The organism is Ignavibacteriales bacterium (assembly GCA_026390595.1).
Taxonomy (GTDB): Bacteria; Bacteroidota; Ignavibacteria; order UBA10030; family UBA10030; genus UBA9647.
The window spans coordinates 86,510-102,363 of record JAPLFQ010000020.1 but is presented as its reverse complement, the minus strand read 5'-3'; the positions used below and the strand labels follow the sequence as shown (position 1 = coordinate 102,363).

General features: G+C 53.6%; 13 protein-coding genes. All 13 read left to right on the top strand.

Annotated elements, in window-relative coordinates; all coding sequences use genetic code 11:
- The first annotated feature begins 12 nt into the window (after window positions 1-12).
- The 13 genes from NTU47_08570 (at window position 13) to NTU47_08510 (ending at window position 15,523) form a co-directional block, all read left to right on the top strand.
- Complete coding sequence (locus NTU47_08570; protein ID MCX6133852.1) at window positions 13-816, top strand: ABC transporter permease; 804 nt, start codon at window positions 13-15, stop codon at window positions 814-816.
- Window positions 807-1,535, top strand: a complete 729-nt coding sequence (locus tag NTU47_08565) for an ATP-binding cassette domain-containing protein (GenBank protein MCX6133851.1) — start codon at window positions 807-809, stop codon at window positions 1,533-1,535. The genes NTU47_08570 and NTU47_08565 overlap by 10 nt, the downstream gene beginning before the upstream one ends.
- Window positions 1,536-1,544: 9 nt before the next feature.
- A complete protein-coding gene (locus tag NTU47_08560; protein MCX6133850.1) occupies window positions 1,545-2,621 on the top strand; it encodes an MlaD family protein in 1,077 nt (358 codons plus the stop codon).
- 44 nt (window positions 2,622-2,665) lie between these two features.
- Window positions 2,666-3,745 carry a hydrogenase expression/formation protein HypE gene (gene hypE / locus NTU47_08555; protein MCX6133849.1) on the top strand — a complete coding sequence of 360 codons (1,080 nt, stop codon included), beginning with the start codon at window positions 2,666-2,668 and terminating at the stop codon, window positions 3,743-3,745.
- Window positions 3,746-4,094: 349 nt separating this feature from the next.
- The gene (locus NTU47_08550; GenBank protein MCX6133848.1) at window positions 4,095-5,015 is read left to right on the top strand and encodes a 4Fe-4S dicluster domain-containing protein; all 921 of its coding nucleotides are present in this window, start codon (window positions 4,095-4,097) and stop codon (window positions 5,013-5,015) included.
- Window positions 5,012-6,256, top strand: coding sequence for a Ni/Fe-hydrogenase cytochrome b subunit (gene hybB, locus NTU47_08545; GenBank protein MCX6133847.1), 1,245 nt, complete (start codon window positions 5,012-5,014; stop codon window positions 6,254-6,256). Before NTU47_08550 ends, hybB begins: the two co-directional genes overlap by 4 nt.
- A complete protein-coding gene (locus NTU47_08540; protein MCX6133846.1) occupies window positions 6,253-7,401 on the top strand; it encodes a cytochrome c3 family protein in 1,149 nt (382 codons plus the stop codon). Before hybB ends, NTU47_08540 begins: the two co-directional genes overlap by 4 nt.
- Window positions 7,402-7,427: 26 nt before the next feature.
- The gene (locus tag NTU47_08535) at window positions 7,428-9,317 is read left to right on the top strand and encodes an ATP-binding protein (protein MCX6133845.1); all 1,890 of its coding nucleotides are present in this window, start codon (window positions 7,428-7,430) and stop codon (window positions 9,315-9,317) included.
- 42 nt (window positions 9,318-9,359) lie between these two features.
- Window positions 9,360-10,169 carry a response regulator gene (locus tag NTU47_08530; GenBank protein ID MCX6133844.1) on the top strand — a complete coding sequence of 270 codons (810 nt, stop codon included), beginning with the start codon at window positions 9,360-9,362 and terminating at the stop codon, window positions 10,167-10,169.
- 70 nt (window positions 10,170-10,239) lie between these two features.
- The gene (locus tag NTU47_08525; protein ID MCX6133843.1) at window positions 10,240-11,412 is read left to right on the top strand and encodes a response regulator; all 1,173 of its coding nucleotides are present in this window, start codon (window positions 10,240-10,242) and stop codon (window positions 11,410-11,412) included.
- A gap of 152 nt (window positions 11,413-11,564) precedes the next feature.
- Window positions 11,565-12,317 carry a hypothetical protein gene (locus tag NTU47_08520; protein ID MCX6133842.1) on the top strand — a complete coding sequence of 251 codons (753 nt, stop codon included), beginning with the start codon at window positions 11,565-11,567 and terminating at the stop codon, window positions 12,315-12,317.
- A 184-nt stretch (window positions 12,318-12,501) separates the two neighbouring features.
- Window positions 12,502-14,148: a HAMP domain-containing sensor histidine kinase gene (locus NTU47_08515; protein ID MCX6133841.1), complete on the top strand. Its 1,647-nt coding sequence runs from the start codon at window positions 12,502-12,504 to the stop codon at window positions 14,146-14,148.
- Between the two features lie 22 nt (window positions 14,149-14,170).
- Window positions 14,171-15,523: a sigma-54 dependent transcriptional regulator gene (locus tag NTU47_08510; protein ID MCX6133840.1), complete on the top strand. Its 1,353-nt coding sequence runs from the start codon at window positions 14,171-14,173 to the stop codon at window positions 15,521-15,523.
- Window positions 15,524-15,854 lie beyond the last annotated feature (331 nt).

Genomic DNA, 15,854 nt, shown 5'->3' with positions numbered 1-15,854 from the left:
GGATCACGAAGGATGAATCAAACCATCGCACCAGATGCCCCTCATCGTCGCTCCCCATTTCACTTCCTCTCCCGATTTCTTGAGCGTGCGGGAAGCCTGACAGTATTCTCCGCCCGGTTCTTTCCTGCCGTCGTCCTCCCTCCGTATGAACTGGGCGAAGTTGGTCGTCACCTCGATGAGCTAGGCTCGCGTTCGCTCCCGCTCGCCGGAATCACCGGATTCATCGTCGGTCTCATCATCGCCATGCAGACGCGTCCGACACTGTTCAGGTTTGGGGCAGATTCTTTCCTGCCTGCGATGGTCGCCATTTCGTTCGTGCGCGAGCTCGGGCCGGTCATCACGGCGCTGATAGTTGCCGGGCGGGTGAGCTCCGGAATCGGGGCTGAGCTTGGCTCTATGCGCGTTACCGAACAGATCGACGCGATGGAGGTTTCGGGAATTGACCCGTACAAGTATCTTGTGGTCACGCGCGTGCTCGCCTGCATCATCCTGCAACCCCTGTTGACGGCGATAGTGAATTCGGTCGGGCTCTTTGGCGCATACGTCGCTGTCGCCATCGAGTCCAGCATGTCGTGGCGTCTCTACTGGGACAGCGTCATACAGTCTCTTTCCTTCGCAGACGTGATTCCCGGATTGGCCAAGACCGCGATATTCGGGTTCATCATTGGAATCGTGGGTTGTCATCAGGGATATCATGCAGAGGGGGGGACGGTGGGCGTCGGGAAGGCAGCGACGACCGCGGTCGTGCTATCGTCGATGTTGATTATCTTCGTCGACATGATCCTCGTCAAACTCACGGTGATGCTGTGGCCCTGATTGAAATCCGTGATCTTTCGAAATCATTTGAAGAGAACCGGGTCCTCCGCGCCATGAACCTCGACGTCGAGAAAGGCTCGACAGTCGTGATACTCGGTAAGAGTGGTACGGGAAAGAGCGTCCTCTTGAAGATCCTAGTGGGACTGATTACTCCGGATTCTGGCAGCGTGCACATCGACGGTAGAGAAGTGGTTGGGATGAAACGCAAGGAACTGATCGGTTTGCGCAAATCCATGGGGTACCTGTTCCAGAGTGCAGCGTTGTATGATTCGATGAGCGTTCGGGACAATCTCGCATTTCCTCTGGTACGGCAGGAAGATCTCGATGGCGAGGAACTCGAGGCGAGGATCGTCAGTCAGCTTCGGCTGGTGGGCCTGGTCGACGCCATCCACAAGATGCCCGCGGAGCTTTCCGGAGGCATGAAGAAACGCATTGGTCTGGCCCGCGCCCTCATCACCAATCCGGTGATCATGTTGTATGACGAGCCAACGACGGGGCTGGATCCGATCACATCTCGGGAGATTAGTTACTTGATGAAGAGCCTCCAGGAACGTTACCAGCCGACGTCGATAGCTGTGACTCATGACATGCAATGCGCCAGAATTATTGCCGACGCAGCTGCCATTCTCCACGATGGGACACTGGACCAACGAGGGACCTTGGCCTCCCTCGAACGATCGGAGAACCCAACGGTAAAAAGCTTCTTTGCTACGGAATAGGGGGTGCGTATGAGTAAAAGGAGTTCGTTGATTCGAGTAGGGATATTTGTTCTGCTTGGCGGAGCCGCTGTCGTGGTGGCGATTTTCCTGGTAGGCAAAGAGGAGGGGCTGTTTCGCGAGAGCTTCCGTGTGAGCTCCTACTTCAACACGATTGAAGGCCTCCGTACCGGCGCTTCCGTCCGGTTGTCTGGTGTGGATATTGGAATCGTTGACAAGATCATCATTGCCCCTCAGAACAACAAGGTTCGGATCGATCTCAAGCTTCGCACAAACTCGAAGAGTTTCATCAAGAAGGACTCATACGCGACGATCGAACAGGAAGGGCTTGTGGGGAGCAAGTATGTCTCGCTCACTGTGGGAAGCTCGTCCTCTGAAGCGGTGAGCGACGGGGACATTCTGCTGAGCAAGGAACCGTTCCGTCTTTCGGTCATCATCGAAGACATGCAGGGAATGATCGCGAATACCCGTGCTGCCACGGCCGAGTTCACGAAGATCCTGGCCGCCGTCAATGCCGGGCATGGAACAATGGGCAAGCTCATTACAGATGAAGATGTCTATCAGGCGTTGAAGCGTGCAACCGCCCAGGCAGACACAAGCCTTCGGAAGACGGCAGAAGAATTCGCGAATATTCCGAAGTTCATCAGCGGGGTGAGTGAGAACTTGTATGGAGTGACGAAAAATGTGGAGAAGCTTCTCTTCGATGTTGACTCGACGGTGGTCAATGTGAGGGATATCGTCGGAAAGATCAACCGGGGTCAGGGAACGCTGGGAGCACTTGTCGTCGAGCGGGACATCTACGACAGTCTCATGGTCATCGTCCGGAAAGGAATTGCGATGGCGGAAGCGGCGAGGGATGGTGCGGACAGATTTGACGAGAACATGGAAGCGTTGCGCCATAACTGGTTCTTCAAGGGGTACTTTGAGGACAGAGGCTATTGGGACAAGGCAGAATACGAGAAGGAACTCGATGTGAAAATCGGAAATTTACGAAAGATCGAAGAACAACTCAGCAAACAATCGGAAGAATTGAAGGCTCGGGAAGAACGGCTCCGGAAACGAGAAGAGGCGCTCCCGAAGAAGCAATAGGGATCATCGTGAATCGTCTTAACAGAATCTTTTAGCGAGGAACAATGGCAGAGAGCGACAAGAGTGGTGTTGGTGTAGATATCATGGCGGGGCTTTCGTGTCCGATTCCGATATCGGATTACCCTCAGGTGTTGCTTGCCCACGGGGGTGGGGGCAAACTTAGCCAGCAGATCATACAGAAGATGATTTTGCCTCAGTTCAGGAATGAACTCCTTGAACCGCTTCATGATGGGGCAGTATTTTCGCTGAACGGAGCACGTGTCGCGTTTTCCACGGATTCATATGTCATCAATCCGATCTTCTTTCCCGGAGGAGATATCGGGGAACTTGCCGTGAACGGAACCGTCAACGACCTCGCTATGTGCGGTGCCCGGCCGATGTATTTGTCAGCGGCGTTCATCATCGAGGAGGGATTTCCGATGGATGACCTCTGGAAGATCATTCTCTCGATGCAGGCCGCTGCTGCCAGAGCAGGAGTTCAGCTCGTGACTGGTGATACCAAGGTTGTCGATCGGGGGAAGGGGGACAAGATTTTCATCAACACGTCGGGAGTGGGAATCGTCGATCCGGGCATTCAGGTCGGATCCAGGAATGCGAAAGTCGGAGATGTCATCATCGTCAGCGGTCCGATTGCTGTTCACGGCATCGCCATCATGTCGGTGCGAGAAGGCTTGGAGTTTGGAACGAACTTGCAGAGCGATACTGCTGCCTTGAATCACCTTGTCAAGGCGATGTTGGAATGCAGCAGAGAAATACATGTACTTCGGGATCCTACGCGGGGCGGCGTCGCAAGTTCGTTGAACGAGATTGCAGAGTCGTCCAATGTTGGCATCAAAATAGATGAAGAAAAGATCCCGATCTCGGAACAAGTTCGCGGAGCGTGCGAAATCCTCGGTCTGGATCCTCTCTATGTGGCCAATGAAGGAAAGCTTCTTGCGTTCGTTTCCCGGGAGGCTGCCGAATCGGTGCTCTCAGCAATGAGAAACCACCCGCTCGGGAAGGATTCAGCCATCATTGGTGAAGTGGTGAATGAACACAATGGAACCGTGATCATGAAAACGACCATCGGAGGCTCTCGTGTGGTCGACATGTTATCCGGAGAGCAACTTCCGAGGATTTGCTGACATCAAGAAGCGTTGAGTAGTTCAGCATGCAATGTTGAATAATTCATCCACACATTAGCACTTTGCCTGACAACAACTTAGCCAACTCCGCGCATTTGCGTGTGTCATTCTGTTGCAATAGTCATCATACCTGCCTGTTCAATCTTCACCACTCTCAGAATACCTTCCTAACGCATTGTCGTTCCATCGGTTGCGCTTGTCGCCTCTGGGAATCTTTGTCTGTCAGTGGCACGGAATTTCCATACTCATTCTGTTAAGTGTTCCCACGCGGCTCCTGACCATTCCCAATAACCTTTGCCGCCAAAGAACTTTCACGACGTTAACAGATCAAGAGAAAAGGGACCTTTCCTTGAAATCAGACGACAACAAGAGCTTGCACCCAAGGCGGACATTTCTAAAGACCGCTCTGCTCACCACGGCAGCAGCCGCCGCGCCGGAAATTGCTCACGGTGGCCCTTCCAGGATTCCCCCGGCAGACAGGATGGGAGTGCTGGTCGACCTTACAGCATGTGTGGGTTGCCGAAGCTGTGAGTCCGCCTGCAAAAAAGCGCATGGCCTCCTGAAGGAATCGGACAGCCTTGTTCCGTCCGGTATTCAGAGTTCAGAACGACGTCGGCCAAGTGCACAGGCGCTGACTGTCGTCAATGAATACAGGAGCTCAAAGGAATCTTCACCGACGACATTTGTAAAAGTCCAGTGTATGCACTGCGACTATCCTTCTTGCGAGTCGGCCTGCATCGTTGGCGCAATTACGAAGAAGGAGGGGGGAGAAGTGCTCTGGGATGGTGACAAGTGCATTGGTTGCCGCTATTGCATGGTGGCTTGCCCATTTCAGATCCCAGCCTTCCAGTTTGACGCTGCACTGAAACCTGATATCGTAAAGTGTGACTTCTGTTTCCAGCGCAGGAAAGAGGGAGGAGTACCGGCATGTGTCGAAATATGCCCGATGGAAGTACTCACGTATGGACGACGATCGACGCTGCTCGAAATTGCCAGGAAGAAAATAGAGAATTACCCAGAGCGATACATAAACCACATCTACGGTGAGCTTGAAGCCGGCGGCACCTCCTGGATGTACATCGCGAAAGCTGATTTCAAAGAGCTGCAATTCCCGGATCTTAACAAGGACCCGATGCCCGGGACAAGCGAATCCATTCAGCATGGTATCTTCGCGTATTTCGTGCCTCCAATTTCACTGTATGCACTTCTGGGAGGACTCATGTGGATTACGAAAAACCGCAGCACATCCGAAGAGGAAAAGGGCGAATGAATGCACATACTGCATCACAACCGTTAAAAAAGAATTTCCTTACACCCGGAGTTATGGTCCTGATCGTTCTGGCCCTGAATGGACTTGCATTCGTATTCGCGAGGCTTGTGTTTGGCCTTGGATCGGTGACGAACCTCAATGATCAGTATCCATGGGGCTTGTGGATTGGCGTGGATGTGGCCGCCGGTGTAGCGTTGGCTGCGGGAGGATTCACCTCGGCCGCGCTGGGGCATGTCATGCACAAGGAGGATTATCACTCCATCGTGCGCCCGGCGCTGTTGACCGCAATGCTCGGATATACGTTTGTGGCATTCGGCGTCGTGATTGACATCGGCCGCTGGTACTACATCTGGCATCCGATGATCATGTGGAACGGGAATTCACCGCTCTTCGAGGTTGGCATGTGCGTGATGATCTACGTGACGGTCCTCTACGTCGAGTTCCTTCCACTGGTCACCGAACGCTTTATGGGGCGCGTGCACCTCAAGGGAATTCTCTCGTTTCTGAATCGCCCGTTGGAGCGTATACTCAGCTTTTTGGATCGCGCACTTGGAAAGACCATGTTCCTGTTTATCATCGCTGGAATTGTGCTCTCCACGCTTCATCAATCTTCGCTCGGCACATTGATGATTATTGCCGGCCCGAAGATGCATCCGCTCTGGCAAACTCCCGTTCTGCCTCTCCTGTTCCTTCTCTCGGCGGTCGCTGTGGGCTTTCCAATGGTGATTTTTGAATCGCTGCTCGCATCGAGGTCATTTGGGCTGAAACCCGAGATGGATGTTCTGTCGAAGCTGGGCAGAATGATCGCCCCGTTACTTGGGATTTATTTGGCGTTCAAGATCGGCGACATGGTTATCCGTGAGACGTTTGTGTACTTGGTGAAACCGACGACCGCCAGCATCATGTTCCTTATCGAAGTTATCGTCGGTGTCGTCATCCCGCTCCGGATGTTTCTTTCCCGCACCGTGCTCAAGTCACCGTTGTGGCTCTTTGTTGCCTCATCCCTGGTGATTCTTGGTGTGGTCTTGAATCGGATCAATACCTTCATCGTAGCATATACGCCGCCGTATGCGGTCGGATCTTATTTCCCCTCGATTGGCGAGATTTCTGTGACAATCGGATTCGCGTCGTTGCTCGTTCTTGTCTATCGGGCGGCGGTTCTTATCTTCCCGGTTGTCAGCGTGCATAAAGAGGCTGCCACTCCTATCAGCAAATACTCTATCCGCGGGAGCGTGAAATGAAACGGGTTATTCAATGTGCGGCAAGTCTGGTTATCGTTCTCATCGTGATTCACCACTCGCTCAATGCGCAGTCGGCAGCTTCGCGCGGCACAGGCTGCAAGGAATGTCACGAGTGTGAGATCCCAACGAAGCTCAATCCTTGCCTCAAGGTATGTCCGCGCGGTCATATGATCACGGTGCACAATTCTGCTGATGCTGGACCGGTTGATATCACCCTGAATCGCGTTGAGGGGGGTCCCGATGTCTATGAGCCTGTCAAATTCGCTCACCGCGCCCACGCAAAAATGGCGGATATGTCGGGCGGATGCGCTCAGTGCCATCATTACAACCTAACGGGTGCCGTGCTTGCATGCAGGACGTGCCATGCGGTGGGCGCACAGTCGAAAAACGCAGATCTCTCAAAACCCGGGCTCAAGGGGGCCTATCACCGGCAGTGCGTCAATTGCCATCGCGAAAGCGGAGTGGACACGAAATGTGATGGATTGTGTCACCATGCGAAATCTTCCACCCGTCTCAATCGCCCCGCTATCACCGAAGCAAAAGAAAATGTCAAGGTGGTGAGACCCGACCGGCTCGTCTACGAAACCAGCAACGTCAATGCCAAAACCGTGACGTTCTTCCACAACGACCACGCGGACAGGTTTGGCCTGGCATGTTCGTCTTGCCATGCAAACGAACCATGCTCGAAGTGCCACAAACCCGGGGGAGCGGCGGCGAAACCAATTGAGCACCTTCGGGGGGGGCACGATCGATGTTCGGCATGTCATTCGGTGACCGAGAATTGCGGCACATGTCACGACAAACAGCCGATCGCGCGATTCGACCATGCCCGGAAGACCCGGTTCGACCTCGGTCGTTTTCACTCGGCCCTCGCGTGCACGCGTTGCCACAAAGAACAGGGCAAGTACAAGAATCTTTCCGTCACGTGCACGGCTTGTCACGCGGGATGGAAGCCCGGATCGTTCGACCACGCATTCACAGGAATTAAACTGAGTGAGGCTCACGCTTCGCTTGATTGTGAAACCTGCCATCTCGAGTCGAACTTTGCGCAGAAACCGGCATGCAACGCATGTCATGACGACAAGAGCTATCCGGCAGCACTTCCCGGGGTTCGTGCCCAACGTGTCAAAGCAGTCAAGAAATAGGAGAGACGCCGTAGAGGTTAATGCATATGCTCAGTCAGCTCGCACGAAAGATCGGCTTTAAGCTCATTGTGGTCGTCGGTGTGACGACGTTTGTCACGATGGGGATTTATGCGTACATCACGATCCGCACGCAACGGGCAGATCTCCTCGCGGAAGTGGAACGACACGCGATGCAGCTGAGCGAGACCGTCAGAAACAGCACGCGGTACGACATGCTTCTCAACCAGCGCGAACGTATCCACATCATCATCAATGACATAGGCACTGACCCGGCCATTAACGAAGTCCGCGTGCTTAACAAGGAAGGAAAAATCATCTATTCATCCAGGCAGGAGAGCATCGGCAGGATGGTTGACAAACAGGCAGAGAGCTGCTACGCGTGCCATGCCGCTGACCGACCGCTTGAACGGCTCTCCAGTTCGCAGCGGACCAGGGTGTTTCGGATTCACCCCGATTCAGCGAGGGCGCTCGGAATCATCAGCCCGATTTACACCGAACGATCGTGCTGGGACGCGGATTGTCACGCGCATTCAAAACAGCAGCAGGTGCTTGGGGTACTGGATGTGACTCTCTCATTGGCCGACGCTGACGACCGGATTCGGGCGAGCGCATTTCAGGTGGGGATGTTTGCCATCAGCGCAATTCTGGCCGCAAGCCTTATCATTGGATATTTCGTGAACAAGTGGGTCGGCCTGCCCGTGGGAGCGTTGCTGAATGCCACGAAACAGGTCGGCGGCGGGAATCTCAATTACACCGTGCCGGATCTCGGCAAAGATGACATCGGCATGCTGGCACAATCGTTCAACACAATGACGATGAAGCTCTCTGAAGCCAGGCTGCAGCTGTTCCAATCGGACAAGATGGCTTCACTTGGCCGTTTAGCGGCAGGTGTCGCGCATGAAATCAACAACCCGTTGACCGGCGTTCTCACATACGGGAGCTTCCTGTTGAAGAGGACTCAGAATCACCCGGAATTCCAGGAAGACCTCAAAGTCGTAGTGCGCGAAACCATCCGGTGCAGGGAGATTGTGAAGAGCCTCCTTGATTTCGCCCGGCAATCGATTCCGAAAAAGACTGCCAGCGACCTGAGTGAAATCATCGACCGCGCCATCGCGGTTGTCGAACATCAGGTCAGCACCAGGGGAGTGAAGATCATCAGATCTCTCGAGCCGCACCTGCCGAAAATGACGGTTGATCCGAATCAGATGCAGCAGGTGTTTGTGAATCTCATCGTGAATGCTGCCGATGCAATCGAGGGAGAGGGGGGGACTGTGACTGTTTCCACAAAACTGTTGCAGCTTGCTCCGCAGGGAGTTGCACAGATTAAGTCGGCGTGTTGCCCGAAAGGTCACAATCTGATCACGAATGAGTTCAAGATCGAAGGGTTGCCGGCCATTCGAGTAAAAGTGAGAAACAACGGAGATGAGGGTTTCATCATGCTCGATCCGGTCTATGGCCGGAATCGGAACCATTTCGATCTGGACGTAAAGGGATCGACTGCGGTGGAGATTGTCTGTCCCGACTGCGGGATCTCTCTTCTGGAAGAACAAGGCGCGTGCGAGTCATGCGGAAGCCGCTTATTGTCATTCGTCGTACCTTCGCATGGTATATTTGAGGCATGCGTTAGCAAGGACTGCGGCTGGCAGCGATGGACCGCGGTGGACCTGGGAGGGAAGCGGGAATATGTTGAGTTGATTGTCTCGGATACCGGAGTAGGCATCTCGAAGGAGAATATTGCGAAGATCTTCGAGCCATTCTTTACTACCAAAGGTCAGAAGGGGACCGGGCTCGGGCTTGCAGTGATCTGGGGTATTATCGACAACCACGACGGCACAATATCAGTCGAGAGCCAGCTTGGAAAAGGGACAACATTTACAATCAGGCTTCCGTTGCAACGCCAACCTGCTCAAGGATAGCGGACCAAAGATCATGAATTGTCAAAACAAAGGATTGATACCGTGAGCAAAGCAGTTGACATCCTGGTTATCGATGATGAACAGGTGGTGAGGGAGGGAGTGTGTCGCGTGTGCGAGGCTTCGGGACTGAGCGTTGATTCAGCGGGCGATGCCGCCTCGGGGTTGGAACGACTGCAAAAGAGTTTGTTTCGCCTGGTCTTGTGTGATATCATGCTGCCCGAACTCGACGGCTTTCATATCATGCGCGCGATGAAAAAGGCCGGTATCCAGACTCCGCTGATCATGATAACCGGATGCTCAACGCTTCAGAACGCTGTCACTGCACTCAAAGAAGGGGCCGTCGACTTCATATCAAAGCCCTTTACTGTGGATGAATTGGAAAGCGGAATTCAGCGCGGTTTGCGGTTTCAGAAATTGCTCTCCGCAACATCGCCCTCGGTCTCCTATGAAAAGAGAGGGTTTGCTCTTAGCCGTCCATGTCCCGCCGAGTTCCATCGCCTGGGCAATCTGAGTTGGGTGTATATCGAAAAGGACGGAACCGGGCGAATGGGTGTAACCGATATGTTCCTGAAGACCGTCTCAACGGTGAAGGCGCTGGCTCTTTTTGAGATGAATCACGAGTTGGCTCAGGCCGCGCCGTGCGCGACTCTCACATCCACGGATGGTCTATTGCACGACGTTCTATGTCCGTTGAGCGGAGGAATCGTCAGGCGAAACGAGCAGCTTCTCTCTCATCCCGAATTGCTTGAGCAGGATCCATATGTGTCCGGGTGGCTATATCAAATTGTCCCATCAAATCTCGCATTCGAATTGAATCATCTGATACCGTGTAGTCAAGACTATGTAATCTGAAATCAACCGTAGGAATAATTTCCCGGCCGGGCAATCCTAGCCCGATCGCAGTGATAGAAGGAGGACGTTCATGGCACTGTTCATTGTGGCTGTTATCGTTTTTGTGCTGGCAGATCTTGCCATCCGTGCAATAGTCAAGAAGCGAAACGAGACGAAGCTCAGGGAAGACAGGGAGGTGGCCCTCGCTGAGAGTCTGAGGCTCGATTTCAGCCGTGAAGCAAAAACGCTGAAGCGCGCTGAAGTCCAAAATCCGAAAGCCCGGATTCTCTGTGTGGACGACGAGCAGGTCATTCTCGACAGTTTTCGAAAGATCCTTGTTCTGGACGGTTATTCGGTGGACACCGTCGAAGAGGGCGTGGAAGCTCTCGGTCTCATTCAGCAGCATCACTACGACTTCCTGTTCACGGACCTGAAAATGCCATCGATGAGCGGCGAAGACGTTGCGAAGTCGGCCAAGCACTACCGGCCGGACATTGACGTCATCGTCATCACCGGGTATGCAACGGTCGAATCTGCCGTGGAGTGCATGAAACACGGGGTCATGGATTACATCCAGAAGCCGTTCACAGACACTGAACTAACCGAGATGGTCAGGAAATTCCTGTATCGGCGTCAGGAGAGGATTGAGAAGGAGCTCAAGCCCAGGGTGCACATCAGTCACTTCTCGGAACTCAGCCATTTCCCGGCTGCCGAGTTCGTGATCCCTGGCGGGGCGTTCATTTCCGAGGGTCACTGCTGGGTGACGTTGGAAGCTGAAGGGACTGTGAAGGTTGGCATGGACGATTTTGCGAAGAAATTACTCGGCAAGATCGACGACATCGAATATCCGAATCTTGGCATGAAGGTGAAAGCAGGCCAATCCCTGTTCTCCATACGGCTTGGGAAAAGGACCACGGCATTTGAATCGCCCGTCAGCGGGCAGGTCACGAAGATCAACAAGTACCTGGTGGAGAATCTGGGATCTCTGGACGCCACACCATACGGCCAGAATTGGATCTGCACCATTGATGCAGATGACTTCGACGGTGAGCTCAAGAATCTCAAGATCGGCAAGTCCGCAGTGAGCTTCTACCAAACGGAGATCGATCGTTTCCTGGTGTCCGTCAAGGAATTTCAGCCTGCAGGCGCGAATGCGGAAGAACCGGCTCGCGAATCGCTGCACGTGGGACAAATGGAGACTCTCGGAGACGGTGAATGGAACCAGGTAGCGAAGAAGTTTTTCAGACGCCAGATGTCCGCGTGATTGCGGCTGTGGCCCAATCGCGTAGCGTGCGACCCTAGGACCGGGGGCATCACCGGGATGCTCTGTGCCGCTGGTGTTCATCCGGCATCGAGGGCTGCCAAACAGGCGCGAACAATTTTGTTCTCCAATGAGCGTCAGTAGGAGGATTCAAGATGGAATCAGAAGAACAGAAATTGTTTCATGTAATTCCTCCAGAGGAATCAAAGTGCGTGTGGATGACTGCAGGGATTCTCTCGTATCAACTCTGCGACAGGAAGTTTGAGTGCGAAGAATGCCCGCTCGATATCGCTCTTCGCCAGCGGTTCACACAGCACCAGCCTGCGGTCAAACGGGAAAGGCCGGCGACACCTGCGCGAACGGCTGATGAGTCGCGCGTAGGCGTGCTCTTCGGTCGGAAGCATCTGTGGATGAAGCGAAAAGGGGACAACAGCATGCGCTTGGGGATAGAGCCAGGAATGGCTTCAGTGCTGGTTTCTCCGATGGCAATCGTGCTCCCTGCCCTCGGTGCACAGATTGCGCGCAACAAGGCCTGCTCGTGGATTGTGCTCGGAGGTGGCACGCTGCCGATGATGTCACCGATTACCGGACACGTAACCGCGACAAACAGCATGCTCGCAGAACACCCTCACGCTGTATGTGCGTCACCGCTTGACGAAGGCTGGTTGTTTGAACTCTCCGTAAATGCGGCTGATGTCGATGATGCTGATGTGCTTGCCACGGCCGACGTGGCACGCATCTACTCTGAGGATGAACGACCTCTCAAACACTATCTCTCGACCGACCCCGGGAAGGCGGAGTCGGGGAACTATCAGAGTCAGACAGAGCATGGTCGGGCGATCGAGCGCCTTTCAGAAAAGCTTGGACCGACTGAGTATCTCAAGCTCCTCCGAGATATTTACACGTAACATCCCCCGATGCCAGCGCTGCGGGGGCACAATGGCCTTGGAGTCATTTCTTATGCGTGGCAAGGTAACTCTCCTCTGCTTCCCAAGTTTGCATTCCTGAAATTGGCATTTGGGTAATTGTTGTGTTTTTAAGCACTCTTCTTTGGCATAGTTTCTGCCGTCTTTACAGTGGTGAAATGAAGCTATGCGCTGGTTTGACACACTCAAAGGCCGCCTACTGCTAGGATCCTTCCTCCTCCTGATTCTTTTTGGGATCTACTCCTATTTCTCTGTTCGTTTCTACACCGATCAAATGATGTCCCAGGTGCTCACGAGCGCAAACCGCATCAGCGATGCGATCAAAAGCTCCACGCACTTCAGCATGCTTCTGAACCGCAAGGGGGACGTGTACGAGATCATCAACGCTTTGGGGAAGCAACCCGGTATCAACGGGATCAGGATATACAACAAACGTGGAGCCATTACTTTCTCAACTCAAAAAGCGGAACAGGGAGAGGTCGTCGATCTCAAAGCGGAGGCTTGTTACGGTTGTCACGATGCCAAACGGCCCCTCGAGGCCGTCCCGGCCAGGAGCCGAACAAGAATCTATGTCGGTCAGGACGGAAAAAGAGTGCTGGGCCTCATTAATCCGATACACAATGAGGAACAATGCTCGAACGCCGGCTGTCACTCCCACCCAACTGAGCAGACCATCCTTGGAGTACTTGATGTCAGAATGTCGTTAGGATCGGTGGACGAAGCTATCGCCAGCTCACAGCTTCAAATCATCATTGTGGCAGTGTTCCTTCTTCTCGTGGTGGGGAGCGCGTCTGTGTATGTTGTATCAACGACGATTCTCAGTCCGGTCGCGAATCTGGTGGCTGCGACGAAGGAAGTATCATCAGGTAACCTCAACTATGAAATTGCGATACGCAGAAACGATGAGATTGCGGAACTTGCGCGGTCGTTCAATTCGATGACACGATCGCTTCAACGGTCTGAACATGAAAACCACGAGTGGTCCGCGACACTCGAACAGCGCGTCCGCGAAAAGACCGCGGAGTTGCAAAAGGTGCATCAGCAGATCCTGCAGATCGAAAAGATGACTTCCCTCGGTAAGCTCGCGGCAACCGTCGCTCACGAGTTGAACAATCCTCTGGAAGGCATACTCACGTATTCCAAATTGATCGGACGCCGCCTGAAGAAGGCCGGGAATCAGTCTCCCGAGGTTGAGCAGACAATTGAGGACATCGACCTGATCCAGCGCGAGACAGAGCGTTGCGGCAACATCGTGAAGAACCTGCTTGTCTTTTCGAAAAAACAGGTGACGGAGTATGCCCTGATACCGGTCGGGCAAATTGTTGAAAAGGCTGAACAAATTCTGCGTCATCATTTCGAGATATCGAAGGTCCGATTCGTGGCGAGCGTGCCGCCCGCCCAGCCGTCGCTATTCTGTAACGAGAACCAGATCCAACAAGCTCTTGTCGCCCTCTTTGTCAATGCAGTCGAGGCAATGCCGGGGGGCGGCACACTCACAGTGCAGGTCGTCCAGGATCCACGCAGCGGTGAGCTCAATATTCTCGTGAAGGACTCGGGTGTGGGGATTTCTCCGGAGGACCTTCCGCGCCTTTTTGAGCCTTTTTTCACGACGAAGAAAAATGGTCAGGGAGTGGGACTTGGTTTGTCGGTAGTCTACGGAATTGTGGAGCGGCATGGCGGAACCATCGCCGTCGAGTCCGTTGTCGGCAACGGGACAACGTTCCGCATGAAGTTTCCCAAGACCGGAACCGGAGGGGAGCGAAGTAATTTCTCTGCGGGACCAAGTAAGGCAGGGCAATCATCAGAAATTTGAACAAGACGGAATGAGGAATAGAATGAACGCAAATCCATCGATACTTATTATTGATGATGAGCAAGCCGTCCGAGACTCGTTATCGAAATGGTTCAGAGAAGACGGATTCACCGTGGGAACTGCCGGAGGGGCGCCGGAAGCCCTGAATCAACTGCAGGTACAAAAATGGGATGTTCTGCTTGTCGACATCAAGATGCCGGGAATGGATGGCATAGAACTGCAGCAACGGATCAAGGAGATCGACTCAGGTGCTACCATCATCTTCATCACCGCGCACGGCTCAGTGGAGACTGCCGTCAAAGCGCTCAAAGAAGGGGCCTTCGACTATGTGACGAAGCCGGTTGACCCGGACTACCTCTCGCACCTCGTGGCGAATGCTCTGAAGGCGCGCAGCCTTGCAAAAGAAAACCTCAAGCTCAAAGAACAAATCTCCGAGTTCAGCCGTGCCGATGACATCGTTGGTGATTCTGCACAGATTCAGAAAGTGTATGACCTCATCCAAACTGTCGCGAAGACTGACACGACAGTCATGGTTCGAGGTGAGAGCGGCACCGGAAAAGAGTTGATCGCAAGGGCGATCCACAGCAACAGCTCGCGACGGTATTTCCCGATTGTCGCCGTCAACTGCGGTGCCATGGCGGAAGGAGTCCTCGAAAGCGAACTGTTTGGCCACGAACGTGGCGCATTCACGGGCGCGCAATACCGGAGAAAAGGAAAACTCGAGCTCGCAGACGGCGGAACGCTGTTCCTGGATGAAGTGGGCAATATCGACATGAAGACCCAGATGGATCTGTTGAGAGTAATCGAGACGAAGCAGTTCACTCGGGTCGGTGGAAATGAGCTCATCAAGGTGGATTTCCGGGTGATCAGTGCGACGAACAAGGATCTCGAGAAGGCTGTCGCAGACGGGTCCTTTCGTGAAGATCTGTACTATCGGCTGAATGTCTTCGCCGTCTTTATCCCGCCGCTGCGTGAGCGAAAAGGAGACATCCCCACGCTCGTGAACTATTTTGTGCAGAAGTACGCCAGGGCCATGGGCAAGCCGATTGCCTCAATATCACCCGAAGCGATGGACACCATCGTGCGCTACAATTGGCCGGGCAACGTACGGGAGCTGGAAAATGCAATTGAGCGGGCCATGGTCGTTGGCAAGCCGCCTGCAATTCGCGCTGAAGACCTGCCGTATCAGTTAACAGAGCGTAATCATGTCCTTCCCGCAGGATCGATCGCAGCGGTTGAAAAGGCGCACATCGCTTCCGTTCTGGATCAGAACCGCTGGAACATATCTCGCTCAGCCGAAATCCTGCAAATCGACAGGGTCACACTCTACAACAAGATCGAGAAATACGGGCTCAAAAGACCCAGCGCGAACTGAGGCCTACAAGCAAGCGGCGATTCACTCATCCCATTTGTCAAGGCAGTTGCTTGGTCCTTACTTGGCTTGTATCGAGCGGCCTCTTTGGCTGCATTTGAACCAAAGGACGCAGAGTGTCGGCGATGACTGAAGATGTGCCCGGGGCGTTGAAATCCTCAGCAGATCTTAGCGGAATCGGGAAAGGGTCCTTGCGCCGTTCTCATTCCTGATAACCGTAGCTGTTGGGGATTAGGAGATTCATATCTGGCAGTGAGTTACAAACCACCAATAAATTGGCACATATCTTGTCAAGTATTGCACAAAGTCAGTGGCTTAATTGCCCGTATTCACA

Bases quoted from the DNA above. Each gene is read 5' to 3' on its own strand.
- hypE (MCX6133849.1), top strand. From the start codon at position 2,666: ATGGCAGAGAGCGACAAGAGTGGTGTTGGTGTAGATATCATGGCGGGG.
- hybB (MCX6133847.1), top strand. From the start codon at position 5,012: ATGAATGCACATACTGCATCACAACCGTTAAAAAAGAATTTCCTTACA.
- NTU47_08515 (MCX6133841.1), top strand. From the start codon at position 12,502: ATGCGCTGGTTTGACACACTCAAAGGCCGCCTACTGCTAGGATCCTTC.
- NTU47_08540 (MCX6133846.1), top strand. From the start codon at position 6,253: ATGAAACGGGTTATTCAATGTGCGGCAAGTCTGGTTATCGTTCTCATC.
- NTU47_08520 (MCX6133842.1), top strand. From the start codon at position 11,565: ATGGAATCAGAAGAACAGAAATTGTTTCATGTAATTCCTCCAGAGGAA.
- NTU47_08560 (MCX6133850.1), top strand. From the start codon at position 1,545: ATGAGTAAAAGGAGTTCGTTGATTCGAGTAGGGATATTTGTTCTGCTT.
- NTU47_08525 (MCX6133843.1), top strand. From the start codon at position 10,240: ATGGCACTGTTCATTGTGGCTGTTATCGTTTTTGTGCTGGCAGATCTT.
- NTU47_08535 (MCX6133845.1), top strand. From the start codon at position 7,428: ATGCTCAGTCAGCTCGCACGAAAGATCGGCTTTAAGCTCATTGTGGTC.
- NTU47_08510 (MCX6133840.1), top strand. From the start codon at position 14,171: ATGAACGCAAATCCATCGATACTTATTATTGATGATGAGCAAGCCGTC.
- NTU47_08570 (MCX6133852.1), top strand. From the start codon at position 13: ATGAATCAAACCATCGCACCAGATGCCCCTCATCGTCGCTCCCCATTT.